We start from the raw sequence: 13,680 nt of genomic DNA, 5'->3' as shown, positions 1-13,680 counted from the left end.
ACGGTGGACCTATGCTGGGCCCACTAACCGACCATAACAATGAGGTGCAGCCATGCGTGAAGTGGTGATCGTCGACAGCGTACGGACCGGCCTGGCGAAATCTTTTCGCGGCAAGTTCAACATGACCCGCCCGGACGACATGGCGGCGCACTGCGTCAACGCTCTGTTGGCACGCAACGACATCAACCCGGCCAGCGTCGAGGATTGCATCGTCGGCGCCGGGTCCAACGAGGGCGCCCAGGGCTACAACATCGGCCGCAACGTGGCGGTGCTCTCGCAACTGGGGACCGGTACCGCCGGCATGACCCTCAACCGTTTCTGTTCCTCGGGCCTGCAAGCCATTGCCATCGCCGCCAACCAGATCGCCTCCGGTTGCAGCGACATCATCGTCGCCGGTGGGGTGGAATCCATCAGCCTGACGATGAAAAGCGTCAACACCGATAACCTGATCAACCCACTGCTCAAGGAGCAGGTGCCCGGGATCTACTTTCCCATGGGCCAGACGGCCGAGATCGTTGCCCGTCGTTATCAGGTCAGCCGTGAAGAACAGGACCGCTACGCCTTGCAGAGCCAGCAACGAACCGCCCAGGCTCAGGCGGCCGGGTTGTTCGACGATGAAATCATCCCGATGGCGGTCAAGTACCGGGTCGAGGACAAGAACACCGGTGCGGTGCAGATCCTCGATGGCCTGGTTGACCGCGACGACTGCAATCGCCCCGACACCACTTACGAAAGCCTGGCCGGACTCAAGCCCGTGTTCGCCGAAGACGGTTCGGTGACAGCAGGCAACTCGTCGCAGTTGTCCGACGGGGCGTCGATGACCTTGGTGATGAGTCTGGAGAAAGCCTTGGCCCTGGGGCTCAAGCCCAAGGCGTTTTTTCGCGGTTTTACCGTGGCCGGTTGCGAACCGGACGAGATGGGCATCGGTCCGGTATTTTCGGTGCCGAAGCTGCTCAAGGCCAAGGGCTTGCAGATCGCCGACATCGACTTGTGGGAACTCAACGAGGCTTTCGCGTCCCAGTGCCTGTACAGCCGCAACCGGTTGGAAATCGATAACGAGAAATACAACGTCAACGGGGGCTCGATCTCCATCGGCCATCCCTTCGGCATGACCGGCTCACGGCAAGTGGGCCATCTGGTGCGCGAGCTGCAACGGCGCAACCTGCGCTACGGCATCGTGACGATGTGCGTGGGTGGCGGGATGGGAGCGACGGGGTTGTTCGAGGCGGTTCGATAACCGCAGGCGTGCAGGGCTTTGTGTGGCAAAGGAGCAAGCTCCTTTGCCACACGGCCTTTTGAGTCAGCTGGCCACTTTGTTCAGTTGCATCATCCGTTGAATATAAGCCGCGACTTCCCGTTCGGCAGTCTCACGACTGTCGTACGGTCCTTCCTGCGTGCCTTCGCGCGTACTGAAATAAAATTCGCCATTTATCCGGCAAATCCGATCACTGCGAAAAATTGTCTTGGGTGCGTCTGTGTCCTGCGCGCGCGTACCAGGCATTTCGGGTCTCCATAGGGCTGCTTGGCGGTTTTAACTTGAGCATATGTGGTGTGGTTGATTTGCGCCTGGCGAGCCGATCGACGGCTACGACCCATACAATCCTGGCAACGTCGCATGCCCAACTGTCCCTGTGTCGCGGATGGATCAGGGCCTAGAATGAGCGCTCATGTCTTGGTTTCGAGGGTTGCATGCACGTATCGTCCGGTCGCTGGGTCTATGGTCTGTTCCTCGCCTTGCTGACCGCTTTGCTGTGGGGAATCCTGCCGATCAAGCTCAAGCAAGTGCTGCAGGTGATGGACCCGGTCACCGTGACCTGGTTTCGCTTGCTCGTGTCCGGTGGCTTGCTGTTCATCTACCTTGGCGCTACCCGGCGCTTGCCTACTCGCCAAGTGCTTGGCCGTCGTGGCGGCTGGCTGGTGGCGATGGCGGTGCTCGGGCTGGTGGGCAACTATGTGCTCTACCTGATGGGCTTGAACCGCTTGAGCCCCGGCACCGCGCAACTGGTAGTGCAGATGGGGCCGATCATGTTGCTGGTCGCCAGTCTGTTTGTGTTCAAGGAACGTTTCAGCGTCGGGCAGGGCATTGGCCTGCTGGTGTTGTTGATCGGATTTGCACTGTTTTTCAATCAGCGCCTCATTGAATTGCTGACGTCCTTGAGCGACTACACCGCCGGGGTGCTGATGGTATTGCTCGCCTCGACCGTCTGGACGTTCTATGCCCTGGGCCAGAAGCAATTGTTGACGGTGTGGAATTCGTTGCAGGTGATGATGGTGATCTACCTGTTCTGCGCGCTGTTGCTCACACCTTGGGTGCATCCGCTGGAAGCGTTGCAACTGAGCCCGCTGCAAGGTTGGCTGTTGCTCGCCTGCTGTCTCAATACGCTGATCGCCTATGGCGCATTTGCCGAGGCCTTGGCCCATTGGGAGGCTTCCCGGGTCAGCGCGACCCTGGCGATCACGCCGCTGGTGACGTTCGCCGCGGTGGCGATGGCGGCCTGGTGGTGGCCCGATTATGTCCATGCCGAACAGATCAATCTGCTGGGATATGGCGGGGCGGTGCTGGTGGTATTGGGGTCGGCGTTGGTGGCGCTGGGGCCGTCGTTGATCGCCGGGCTGAGGGCCCGGCGCGAGCGTTTGGCTGTTGGGCAATAGACTGCGTTACCGTTCTTCGCGAGCAAGCCCGCTCCCACAGTGATTGCGCTGAGCACAAATATTGTGCCCGACACATCCACTGTGGGAGCGGGCTTGCTCGCGAAGACGTACCAACTGCCAGAACAGAACTCAGCCCTGGCTACCGGCCTCCAGCATATTCTCCGGCCTTACCCAGGCATCGAACTCTTCATCAGTGAGATACCCCAGTTGCAACGCGGCCTCGCGCAACGTCAGCCCTTCGCCATAGGCTTTCTTGGCGATCTCGGCGGACTTGTCGTAGCCGATGTGCGGGTTCAGCGCGGTCACCAGCATCAGCCCGCGTTCCAAGTGCGCGGCCATTTGCTCGGCATCCGGTTCGAGCCCCGCGATGCAATGCTGTTGGAAGTTGCTGCAGCCATCGGCCAGCAGGCGGATCGATTGCAGCAGGTTGTGGATGATCACCGGTTTGAACACGTTCAGTTGCAAATGGCCCTGGCTGGCGGCGAAACCGATGGTCACGTCGTTGCCCAGGACTTGGCAGGCCAGCATCGACAAGGCTTCGCACTGGGTCGGGTTGACCTTGCCGGGCATGATGGAACTGCCCGGTTCGTTGGCCGGCAACTTCACCTCGGCGAACCCGGCCCGTGGCCCGGAACCCAGCAGGCGCAGGTCGTTGGCGATCTTCATCAGGGTCACGGCCAGGGTTTTCAGCGCGCCGGACAGGGCGGTCAGGGGTTCATGGCCGGCCAGCGCGGCGAACTTGTTCGGCGCGGTCACGAACGGCAGCCCGGAAAGCGCCGCCAATTCAGCGGCAATGGCTTCACCAAAACCATGGGGCGAATTGAGGCCGGTGCCCACCGCCGTACCGCCTTGGGCCAGTTCGCAGACCGCTGGCAGTGCGGCGCGGATGGCACGTTCGGCATAATCGAGCTGGGCTATGAAGGCCGACAGTTCCTGGCCAAACGTGATGGGCGTGGCATCCATCATGTGGGTGCGGCCGGTCTTGACCAGCTTCATGTGGCGCGCCGCCAGTTCCGCCAACCCGCCGGACAACTCGCCGATGGCCGGCAGCAATTGCTGCTGGACGGCCTGGACGGCGGCGATGTGCATGGCGGTTGGGAAGCAGTCGTTGGAGCTCTGGGAGCGATTGACGTGATCGTTGGGGTGCACCGGGCTCTTGCCGCCGCGCGGGTTGCCGGCCAGCTCGTTGGCTCGCCCGGCGATGACTTCGTTGACGTTCATGTTGCTCTGGGTGCCGCTGCCCGTCTGCCAGACCACCAGCGGGAACTGGTCGTCATGCTGGCCGTCCAGCACTTCGTCGGCGGCTTGCTCGATCAGGCGAGCGATGTCGGCGGGCAAGTCGCCGTTGCGGTCATTGACCCGCGCGGCGGCCTTCTTGATCAGCGCCAGGGCATGCAGCACCGACAGCGGCATGCGTTCGTTACCGATGGCAAAATTGATCATGGAACGCTGTGTCTGGGCGCCCCAGTAGGCCTCTTCCGGGACTTCAACCTGGCCAAGGCTGTCGGTTTCGATACGGCTCATCGGGTCAAACTCCTATTGGGCTGAATGCGCAGTTTAGGCCCTGGCGGGCGGCACCGGTTCCCTCAATCTAGGGGCGTCCGGTCCGCCCCGTCAATCGGGTCCGGCAAGCTTCGGGGTTGAGGCCCGGCGTTTATTAGGCGCAGAATGGTCGCCCTTGGGGTTTTACCTCGCCTGTTAGTAAAGGAAACTCGATGACCCGTCTTCGTGCCATCTGTACCGCAGTTGCTCTGGTGTGTGCCAGCGGCCCTGTTCTTGCCGATACCGCCAGCCACAACGCCAGCGCCGAAGCGTTTCTGACCCTGGCACACGCTGACAAACTGGGCACTCCGGTGTACATGCAAGTGCAGCAGATGTTCGCCCAGCGCTTTGAACAGACCAAGGCCCCCGAGTCGAAAAAAGCCACCCTGGAAAGCTACCAGGCCAAGGCCAATGCCGCACTGGACCAGGCCATCGGCTGGAACAAGCTCAAGCCGGACATGGTCAAGCTCTACACCAGCAACTTCAGCGAGTCGGAGCTCAAGGACCTGGTGTCCTTCTACCAGTCGCCATTGGGCAAGAAAGTCTTGGAAAAAATGCCGCAGCTGACCCAGCAATCGGCCCAACTGACCCAGGCCAAGCTGGAGTCCGCAGTGCCGGTGGTCAACAAGCTGCTGTCTGACATGACGGCCGAGCTCGAGCCGAAAGGCGCCGCGCCTGCCCCAGCCAAGAAAAAGCCGTAAGCGGAGCCGGGTATGAGCATGCAACAACGCATCGAATCGACGCTCGGGCTCCTGCAGCCCGAGTACCTGCAAGTGCTGGATGAAAGCCACATGCACAGCCGTGGTCTGCAGACCCACTTCAAGGCGGTGGTGGTCAGCCAGCAATTCGAAGGGCTCAATCGCGTCAAGCGCCACCAGAAGGTCTACGGCACGCTGGGCGAGCTGATGGGTGAATTCCATGCGTTGGCGCTGCATACCTACACCCCCGGAGAATGGGCACAGGTCGACACAGCCCCGGCTTCGCCGACCTGCGCCGGGGGTAGCAAGGGGTAAAGAGCTACAAGTTTCAAGCTATAAGCTACAAGCTGCCGTGGCTTGCAGCTCGAAGCTTGGAGCTTGGAGCTTGGAGCTTGAAGCTGCTTTTTTGCTAGAATCCGCAACGCGCCGCTCATCCGGCGCGTTTTTTTTCGCATCCGGTTCACCCTTTACGAGGGTAGCCACCTGGAGAAACACCCATGACACAACCTATTGTCGTGGCGGCACTGTATAAGTTCGTCACCCTTGAAGATTACGTCGAGCTGCGTGAGCCGTTGCTCAAGGCCATGGTCGATAACGGCGTCAAAGGCACGCTGCTGCTGGCCCAGGAAGGCATCAACGGTACGGTTTCCGGCACCCGTGAAGGTATCGATGGCCTGCTGGCCTGGCTCAAGAACGATCCGCGCATGATCGACATCGACCATAAAGAGTCGTACTGCGACGAGCAGCCGTTCTATCGCACCAAGGTCAAGCTCAAGAAAGAAATCGTCACCCTGGGCGTTGAAGGCGTGGACCCGAACAAGCAGGTCGGCACCTATGTCGAGCCGCAGGACTGGAACGCCCTGATCAGCGATCCGGAAGTGCTGTTGATCGACACCCGCAATGACTACGAAGTGTCCATCGGCACCTTTGAAGGCGCCATCGACCCCAAGACCACCAGCTTTCGCGAATTTCCCGAGTACATCAAGGCGAACTTCGACCCGACGCGCCACAAGAAAGTCGCGATGTTCTGCACCGGTGGCATTCGCTGTGAAAAAGCCTCCAGCTACATGCTTGGCCAGGGTTTCGACGAGGTCTATCACCTCAAGGGCGGCATCCTCAAATACCTGGAGGAGGTGCCCCAGGAAGAAACCAAATGGCGCGGCGACTGCTTCGTGTTCGATAACCGGGTAACGGTTCGCCACGACCTCAGCGAAGGGGACTACGATCAGTGCCATGCCTGTCGTACACCGGTCAGTGTCGAAGACCGCGCCTCGGAGCACTATGTGCCGGGAATCAGTTGTCCGCATTGCTGGGATAAGCTGAGCGAGAAAACCCGTCGCAGCGCGATCGACCGGCAAAAGCAGATCGAACTGGCCAAGGCCCGCAACATGCCGCACCCGATCGGCTACAACTACAAGCAGTCACCTTCCGAGGCTTGAACCCATGACGCCACGCCTGCTCTACGTGATGGACCCGATGTGTTCCTGGTGCTGGGGCTTTGCGCCGGTGGCCGAAGCATTGGTCGAGCAGGCGCAGGCTGCGGGTGTGGAGCTGCACCTGGTAGTGGGCGGCCTGCGCACCGGCAATGGTTCGGCCCTGGAGCCGACCACCCGGCGCTATATCCTTGAGCACTGGCAGGCCGTCACCGAGGCCACCGGCCAGCCTTTCAAGTTCGAGGGGGCGTTGCCGGACGGTTTCGTCTATGACACCGAACCGGCCTGCCGTGCCGTGGTGACTGCCCGCAACCTTGCGCCGGACTTGGCCTGGAAGCTGGTGAAGCTGATCCAGCAGGCATTTTATGTGCAGGGCCGGGATGTCACCCACGCCAGCGTTCTGGTGGAATTGGCCGAGCAGGCTGGATTGCCACGTATCGAGTTCGCCGCGGCATTCGACCGCGCCGACCAGCATGCGGCCACCGCTGCGGATTTCACCTGGGTGCAGGACCTGGGTATTGCCGGGTTTCCCACACTGCTGGCCGAACGCGCCGGCCAACTGGCGCTGCTGACCAATGGTTACCAGCCCTTGAGCCAGTTATCGCCATTGCTGGGGCGCTGGCTGGAGCGCGCCGCCTGTGCCTGACCGGCCCGATGATCTATCGCCTCCGCTGCGCAGCGACCGGTTGAGTTGGGCGCAAATCCGTCGCCTGGCCTTCAAGCATAAGAAAGCCCTGTGGATCGCCAACGCCGTGGCCGTGCTGGCGACGCTGTGCAGTGTGCCGATCCCGCTGCTGTTGCCGTTGCTGGTCGATGAAGTCCTGCTGGGTCACGGTGATGCAGCCTTGAAGGTCATGAACCATGCGCTGCCGACGGGCTGGCAACTCGCTGCCGGCTACATCGGGCTCATGCTGATGGTGACCCTGGCCCTGCGCTGTGGAGCGTTGCTGTTCAACGTGCTGCAGGCGCGCTTGTTCGCCAGGCTGGCCAAGGACATCGTCTATCGCATTCGCATCCGCCTGATCGAACGCCTCAAGCGCATTTCCCTTGGCGAATACGAAAGCCTGGGCAGCGGCACCGTGGCGGCCCACCTGGTCACCGACCTGGACACCCTGGACAAATTCATCGGCGAAACCCTCAGCCGTTTTCTGGTGGCGATGCTGACCCTGGTGGGCACCGCCGGCATCCTGGTGTGGATGCATTGGGAGCTGGCGCTGCTGATCCTGTTGTTCAACCCCTTGGTGATCTACGCCACGGTGCAGTTGGGCAAGCGGGTCAAGCACCTGAAGAAATTGGAGAACGACAGCACGTCGCGTTTCACCCAGGCCCTGACTGAAACCCTGGACGCCATCCAGGAAGTGCGCGCGGGTAACCGTCAGGGATATTTTCTCGGCCGTCTGGGCATGCGGGCCAAGGAAGTGCGCGATTACGCAGTCAACTCCCAGTGGAAAACCGACGCCTCGAACCGCGCCAGTGGTTTGCTGTTTCAGTTTGGCATCGATATTTTTCGCGCCGCGGCCATGCTCACGGTGGTGTTCTCCGACTTGTCCATTGGCCAGATGCTGGCGGTGTTCAGCTACCTCTGGTTCATGATCGGGCCGGTGGAGCAACTGCTCAACCTGCAATATGCCTTCTATGCCGCCGACGGAGCGCTGTCGCGGATCAACGAACTGCTGGCCCGCGCCGACGAACCGCAATACGCCGGCGGTATCGATCCTTTCCTGGGGCGTGACACCTTGGGTATCGAGGTTCAGGGGTTGAGTTTCGGCTACGGCGACGAGTTGGTCCTGAACGAGATGAACCTGTCGATTGCCCCGGGTGAGAAAGTCGCGATTGTCGGAGCCAGTGGCGGTGGAAAAAGCACCCTGGTGCAACTGCTTCTGGGGTTGTACACACCGCGGGCCGGGACCATCCGCTTTGGCGGTTCGACTCAACAAGAGATCGGCCTTGAAACCGTGCGGGAGAATGTCGCGGTGGTCCTGCAACATCCTGCGCTGTTCAACGACACGGTACGGGCCAACCTGACCATGGGCCGTGAGCGCAGTGACGAAGCCTGTTGGCGGGCGCTCGAAATCGCGCAGCTGCACGGTACGATCCGGGACTTGCCCAACGGCCTGGACAGCATCGTCGGGCGGTCCGGCGTGCGCCTATCGGGAGGCCAGCGGCAACGCCTGGCGATCGCTCGCATGGTGTTGGCCGAGCCCAAGGTGGTGATACTCGACGAGGCTACCTCCGCGCTGGACGCTGCCACCGAATACAATCTGCACCAGGCTCTGGCGCGGTTCTTGAACAACCGAACCACCCTGATCATCGCGCACCGCTTGTCGGCCGTGAAACAGGCCGACCGGGTGCTGGTGTTCGATGGCGGGCAAATTGCCGAGGATGGCGACCATCAACAACTGATTGCCGAGGGTGGACTGTACGCCAAGCTCTATGGGCATTTGCAGCAGCATTGATCGGCGTCGGTTCAGTCGGTATCCGTTGAAGAATTCATCTCGGCGGCCGGTCGCTTGCGGCGTTGCCCCCAGATGACGTTGAGGGCATCGGCGCCGCGTTCATGACCGAACTCCTTTATGACAATCGAGCAGGATTCGCAAGGAGGCAGCGTGGTAGCAACCGTGATCGATTTGATATCTTCGGGACTGGGATATTTTTCGCTGATATAACCGATCAGTTTGCTTTCACTGTCGCCGGAGGTTACTCGACTCAGCCTGCCCGAACTCGAACTGCCCGCAGCGTCCATTAGATGAGGGATCGCCAACAGCTTTCCGTCGGGGCTGAGGCTAAGGGCGGCGGGATCGATGGGAGGCCTGAGCCCATCGACGTTGAAATAAGTGATGTCATCCACGTCTATTTCGCTCAAGCCGCTGCTGGACTTGAACAGCGGCAGGTGCCGGGTGTAGTCCTCAATACCGGAAACACTGACATAGACTTCGTTTTTTCCCGAAGCGGTGGTAACGCTGGCAAAGGCTATGTTTTTCGGATTCTGGGTTGGAAGGATTTTTTGCAACTCCCGCATGGCGTCGTCGATCGTGACAGGCCGGGTTGCCCGCGCCGGGGACACGGCGATGGAGGCGTCAGTAAACAGTGCATTGAAGATATCCGCCGTTGATTTTTGTAAGGCTTCGGGTGCCTGCCTGGAAGGCTTCCAGACGGCCGCTCCGTTAGGTAGATCAGCCACGATCATTCTTGTCCGACGGTCGAACAGCACAGCCTCGGCCGGGTACGTATCGACTTTCACCCACTTCATATTGGAAGGCGGATGGGCGGGGGCTCCGATCGGAATCGAAATCTCATCGATCTTGTCCAGCGCCAATTCGACCTGCTCTCTTCCGTAGATCCTTGCAGCGTTGTTCGCGTTCAACGAGCCAATGTAGACCCTTTGGAGTTCCTCGCCGGGGGTGCCTGGCAGCAGGTCTTGCGCGCCCAGTTTTTTCAGGACCAACGGTGCCTCGATGCTGTCGGTGGATAGCAGTCTCGTCATGTAGTAATCGTCGAAATTCAGTCGGGTGAATACGTAGTTGAATTTCTGGTCGATGGAGCGAATGATCAGAGCCCCCGTCACATGTATGTCATCTATGCCTTCTGCCGTACCGGTGACCCTGATCCCTCCATACAGACCTGTCTGGAACTCTATCGTCGCGCTAATGGTTTGCCTGGGGATCGGGGTTCTACTGTTCAGACCGATCCATTCCGGTCGTCCCTTGTAGGTGTTGAGCTTGGCGCCCTTGAGCTCATAGATTTTTCCCTCAAACGCCAGCAGGGCACGGTCATTGGGCGTCTTCGGTATGGATGGATAGAGCGTCGTATCGCCAAACCACGGCGCCCAGCTCAATTGCGTGCTGAACTCTCCCGTCGGCGGACGCTCGGCAGGCTTGTCTTGCAGGACATATCTGGTTTTGCAGATTTCGTCGGGGGCCCGACGGACACGACACGGGAGCTTTCTGAGTGTTTCACTGGCATCCAGCTGGCTGGCGCGACGCAAGGTGTCGTCCACCATTCGATAGGGAACATCATCCAGATACAGGGTATGGCTGCCATCGACTTCGAGCAGCTCCCGAACACGGCTTTTTTCCGGGACCTCGACAATGACGTGAGTGTCGGTCCGGCCCAGCGTGTTGTAGTGGGAGCGCCCCAGCGACAATTCGGATAAGTCGTCAGCCAGGCGTGGGCCATAAGGCTTGGCTGATACCGGGTCAACCAAGCGGTAGTCGGCCTTGCCAGAAGGGCTGACGTTGCGTATCGGGACGTCTTCAATGCCTCGTACCGCACCAAGTTGGTCATCTGTTGACAAGGGGCGCCATCTTCCCGGATCCGGGACCTGGGACATGCCCTTTACAAAATCATACTGTCCGGCTCTCCCGCCCAGTATCTTCAGGTTGAAATAACCTTGTTTGCCGAGTCGGTATGCGCTTTGGCTGCCTGCCTGGAGCAGGGATGGAATTCCATCGAGGGGGTTCAGCGTTTCGTTAAGCAAGGCGCCCGTGAGCTTCGCAAAGGCGGGAAGTGTTTCGCTCAAACTCCATTTGCCCACCGTCCTGACCAGCTTCAGTGAGCCCGAGGCGAATTTCCCGATGGGAAGGACAAACGACGCGAAATCAATGAATAGACCAAACGCACCACTGGCCAGGCGGTCGCTGTCCCCCGAACTGAGGTCTTCGATACTGCTCCAGAAAGGTACAAGCATTTTTGTCAGTTCGGTGGCTTTCTGGCGCTTGGCTTTCTCATGATCGAATTCGGTTACCCCATAGCAACTGTCGTGCAGTTCCTTTTCATCCACGAACAGCAGGCGCTGAGCGATGTGTTGGGTGATTCGTTGACTGACTTTCGATTCCAATGTGTGCGGCAAAGCGCGCTCATCAGCCCTTTTCGCCGGTTCCAGCGTGTCGCCAAGCTGATCCAGAATGGCCTGGCATTGGGCATTCGCATTGGGGACGGTGCCTTTTGCATGGGCGTCCCAATCGAAAGGAAGGGTTTTGGGGCGTACCACGTCTACGCTTACAGGAGAACCACGGCTGACTCGCCATTTCTCAGCCTTTAACTCTCCACCCAGGTGTTGCGCGGTGACATCTGTTCGGCGGCGGATAACCCCGGCGCGAGGCAAAACTTCGTAGTAGGACGTCTTGCCGTCCCGGGTCGCTGCCAGGACGAAGCCATTACGCGCCCGAAGAGGATGTTTCTTGTCTTCCGATTCATTCGCCGCTTCGATTCCGGTGGTCGCTTGCCTCAAGCTGTAGATCTGGACCGATCCATATTCCAGCCTGTGACGGTCGGCCAGGGGGAGCGAGGCAAGTTGATGGATGATCAGCGTTCTGTAGGCGTTTTTGACCAAATTGAGATAGATCTTGAAGTGCGTGGCAAATATCTGCTCGATGTCTGGCAGCGTTCCAAGGTCGGAAGGAATGGCCAGTGGATTCGGCCAGGGCAAGTTGGTCTGCACGGTTCCATCGCCGTCGATTTTCAACCAGTCGCCTGTTGAGTATTTTCCATCCGGCCCGGTGATAAACCATTTCTTTTCATGGAGCTGTCCGGAGGCATAGACGTCCACAAATGAATAGGCGTCAGATGCCGGCCTGCCGATCGGCGCCATCAGCCGGAACTGTGGCGCGGTGTAAAGAACGTTTGCCTCTTTGACCAGCTTCCTGCCATCCGACAGGAATAAGCTTTCACCAAAAAGCCTGACCATCTTGAGCCTGGCAATGTTCAGGCGTTCGGGAGGCGGACTGTCGAGCGAGCGAATAGCGCGATTTACGCTTTCGACCTCGGAGTCGAGCTTCTCCGCAGCTTCCTGCAGGTCCTGCGCCGTGTAGTTTGAATCTGCCCTGTAGGGAATCAGACCGTTTGTCAGGGCCCACTCCAGCATCGGTTTCAATCGGGTCAGGGTGATCAGCTTCAGTTCCTCGACTGTCGCTCCGATGGCCTGGCTGATGGGGAGCTCGACCAACTGCTGAAAGTTCAGTCGGAGCAGCAACAATGGGTCAATCGCATTGGCGAGATAGACCCCATGGATAAAATTCACCCAGACAATGGAACTCCGGTAGGGCAGTTCCGTGGGGATATCGCTAACCTGCATTTCCAGGGGGAACAGCGGTAGGAAAAGACCCGCTGTCAGGATGGATTCATTCACCGACGTGGCGCGTCTTGATGCGAGCAGATGCGCCTCGAATTCCGCCTGGATCTCCTTGTAGCTCTTTCCCCAATGGGATGATTTTTGCCAGAGGTAGCCGGCAACGCCCGTCGGGTTTTCGGTTGGTGTCGAGGCGATCCACAGGCGAAGGGCTTTGATCAGCAGTTTGGTACGTATTCCCGGAGCGGTTTCCTCGCCGGCCTTGCTACCGAACCAGCCCAAGGCCTGCACCAGCTTGGTAGCCAACGCCTGGGCTCTTGTCGATACCAGGATTTCTTCCAGGTACATCGACGGTTTTGCGCGGATTTTTTCTGTGGCCAGGCTAGTGATATCGCGGGTGCCGAGATAGACCAGCGGGGAGGTCTGCGGCAAGGGAAGGAATCGGCGCACTGTTTCGATGATCAGATTATCGATCTTCGCCTGCGCGGGTATCGGATCCTGGTTCGGTTCGTCGAGGTTGACGCCTTGCCAGAGCCCTAGTGAATGGCGAGCGCGTTTCTCTTCCAGTGCATCGATCGTGGCTTCGCGTTGTTGAGCATTTTGCGGATCCCAGGCAGCGAGGCCGTAGAATCGGGTCATTCTGGCGAGTGAAAACTGGCTGTCGAAGCGAATCTTCCCGCCCAGTCTTCGTGCTGATTTCTCAATGTCGGCCAGTAGCGCTTTCCAGCCTGGCTTTTCGCCAAGTTCAAGCCGGACAACGGTTGTGTCGTTTTTCTTGCGTGCAAAGCAACTGGCCTGGCCGTCCTTCAGCGTGACGGTCAGCTCCTTGTATGACGCATTCAGCGTGTCGCACAGTATTTGGTAGTCCTTGTCTTCGATCAGCGCCCGCAGCGCCTGCTGGCCGATTTCGTTTTCCATGGCCATGGGAGAGTGAGTCTTGGGCGTTATCAGCCTATTGATAAACGTGACCGAGGGCGTTTCATTGTCTCGAATCAATGCCAATAGTGCGTCGTACTCCTCCAGCAGCCCCTGATGCGCCTGGGCATGGGATGGCCATCGATTTTGCGAAGGAGTCATTGACATGTCGAAAGAGGCTAAAGGGTGCATAAATAATTCCTGATGATTAACAAACGGTTCTCCAGCTCATTTGAAAAAATGCCGGCTGGAGAAGGGTCCGTATCCAATCAATCCAGGGAAAATCAGGTGCGGTAGATATGTATGGCGCCCAGCGAAGTTGTAACTGTCCTTGGCTCTCGCTAGCGTTCTTTTGCCTGTGGGTCTGCGGGTG

The 13,680-nt window shown here is 59.3% G+C and carries 10 protein-coding genes; 7 read left to right on the top strand and 3 right to left on the bottom strand.

Annotation, left to right across the window (positions count from 1 at the left end):
- Nucleotides 1-52: 52 nt before the first annotated feature.
- Nucleotides 53-1,237, top strand: coding sequence for a thiolase family protein (locus tag PFLQ2_RS08770; protein ID WP_003183921.1), 1,185 nt, complete (start codon nt 53-55; stop codon nt 1,235-1,237).
- 63 nt (nt 1,238-1,300) lie between these two features.
- On the opposite strand, the gene PFLQ2_RS08775 is transcribed toward PFLQ2_RS08770, so the two are convergent.
- On the bottom strand, nt 1,301-1,501 hold the full coding sequence (locus PFLQ2_RS08775; protein ID WP_003183919.1) for a DUF6316 family protein: 201 nt from the start codon (nt 1,499-1,501) through the stop codon (nt 1,301-1,303).
- Between the two features lie 188 nt (nt 1,502-1,689).
- Here PFLQ2_RS08775 and PFLQ2_RS08780 point away from each other — a divergent pair, with 188 nt between their 5' ends.
- Entirely contained in the window at nt 1,690-2,652 is a 963-nt protein-coding gene (locus PFLQ2_RS08780) for a DMT family transporter (RefSeq protein WP_003183917.1), read from the top strand.
- A gap of 129 nt (nt 2,653-2,781) precedes the next feature.
- Here the strand turns inward: PFLQ2_RS08780 and PFLQ2_RS08785 are convergent, their stop codons facing one another.
- Nucleotides 2,782-4,176: a class II fumarate hydratase gene (locus PFLQ2_RS08785; protein ID WP_003183916.1), complete on the bottom strand. Its 1,395-nt coding sequence runs from the start codon at nt 4,174-4,176 to the stop codon at nt 2,782-2,784.
- Between the two features lie 191 nt (nt 4,177-4,367).
- Here PFLQ2_RS08785 and PFLQ2_RS08790 point away from each other — a divergent pair, with 191 nt between their 5' ends.
- The 5 genes from PFLQ2_RS08790 (at nt 4,368) to PFLQ2_RS08810 (ending at nt 8,781) form a co-directional block, all read left to right on the top strand.
- A complete protein-coding gene (locus tag PFLQ2_RS08790) occupies nt 4,368-4,895 on the top strand; it encodes a DUF2059 domain-containing protein (RefSeq protein ID WP_003183914.1) in 528 nt (175 codons plus the stop codon).
- A gap of 12 nt (nt 4,896-4,907) precedes the next feature.
- The gene (locus tag PFLQ2_RS08795) at nt 4,908-5,207 is read left to right on the top strand and encodes a BolA family protein (protein WP_003183912.1); all 300 of its coding nucleotides are present in this window, start codon (nt 4,908-4,910) and stop codon (nt 5,205-5,207) included.
- Between the two features lie 182 nt (nt 5,208-5,389).
- On the top strand, nt 5,390-6,331 hold the full coding sequence (locus tag PFLQ2_RS08800; protein ID WP_003183910.1) for a rhodanese-related sulfurtransferase: 942 nt from the start codon (nt 5,390-5,392) through the stop codon (nt 6,329-6,331).
- Nucleotides 6,332-6,335: 4 nt separating this feature from the next.
- On the top strand, nt 6,336-6,971 hold the full coding sequence (locus PFLQ2_RS08805; protein ID WP_003183908.1) for a DsbA family protein: 636 nt from the start codon (nt 6,336-6,338) through the stop codon (nt 6,969-6,971).
- Nucleotides 6,964-8,781, top strand: coding sequence for an ABC transporter ATP-binding protein (locus PFLQ2_RS08810; protein ID WP_003183906.1), 1,818 nt, complete (start codon nt 6,964-6,966; stop codon nt 8,779-8,781). Before PFLQ2_RS08805 ends, PFLQ2_RS08810 begins: the two co-directional genes overlap by 8 nt.
- Before the next feature lie 11 nt (nt 8,782-8,792).
- On the opposite strand, the gene PFLQ2_RS08815 is transcribed toward PFLQ2_RS08810, so the two are convergent.
- Nucleotides 8,793-13,499 (bottom strand): deaminase domain-containing protein, encoded by a 4,707-nt coding sequence (locus PFLQ2_RS08815; RefSeq protein WP_003183904.1) that lies wholly within the window; start codon nt 13,497-13,499, stop codon nt 8,793-8,795.
- Nucleotides 13,500-13,680: the final 181 nt, after the last annotated feature.

Source organism: Pseudomonas fluorescens Q2-87, from assembly GCF_000281895.1.
Lineage (GTDB): Bacteria > Pseudomonadota > Gammaproteobacteria > Pseudomonadales > Pseudomonadaceae > Aquipseudomonas > Aquipseudomonas fluorescens_S.
The sequence above is the reverse complement of the archived record's forward strand: the minus strand, read 5'-3'. Positions and strand labels throughout refer to the sequence as shown.

Coding starts and splice junctions, on each gene's coding strand:
- PFLQ2_RS08805 (WP_003183908.1), top strand. CDS start 6,336: ATGACGCCACGCCTGCTCTACGTGATGGACCCGATGTGTTCCTGGTGC.
- PFLQ2_RS08795 (WP_003183912.1), top strand. CDS start 4,908: ATGAGCATGCAACAACGCATCGAATCGACGCTCGGGCTCCTGCAGCCC.
- PFLQ2_RS08780 (WP_003183917.1), top strand. CDS start 1,690: ATGCACGTATCGTCCGGTCGCTGGGTCTATGGTCTGTTCCTCGCCTTG.
- PFLQ2_RS08800 (WP_003183910.1), top strand. CDS start 5,390: ATGACACAACCTATTGTCGTGGCGGCACTGTATAAGTTCGTCACCCTT.
- PFLQ2_RS08785 (WP_003183916.1), bottom strand. CDS start 4,176: ATGAGCCGTATCGAAACCGACAGCCTTGGCCAGGTTGAAGTCCCGGAA.
- PFLQ2_RS08770 (WP_003183921.1), top strand. CDS start 53: ATGCGTGAAGTGGTGATCGTCGACAGCGTACGGACCGGCCTGGCGAAA.
- PFLQ2_RS08790 (WP_003183914.1), top strand. CDS start 4,368: ATGACCCGTCTTCGTGCCATCTGTACCGCAGTTGCTCTGGTGTGTGCC.
- PFLQ2_RS08775 (WP_003183919.1), bottom strand. CDS start 1,501: ATGCCTGGTACGCGCGCGCAGGACACAGACGCACCCAAGACAATTTTT.
- PFLQ2_RS08815 (WP_003183904.1), bottom strand. CDS start 13,499: ATGCACCCTTTAGCCTCTTTCGACATGTCAATGACTCCTTCGCAAAAT.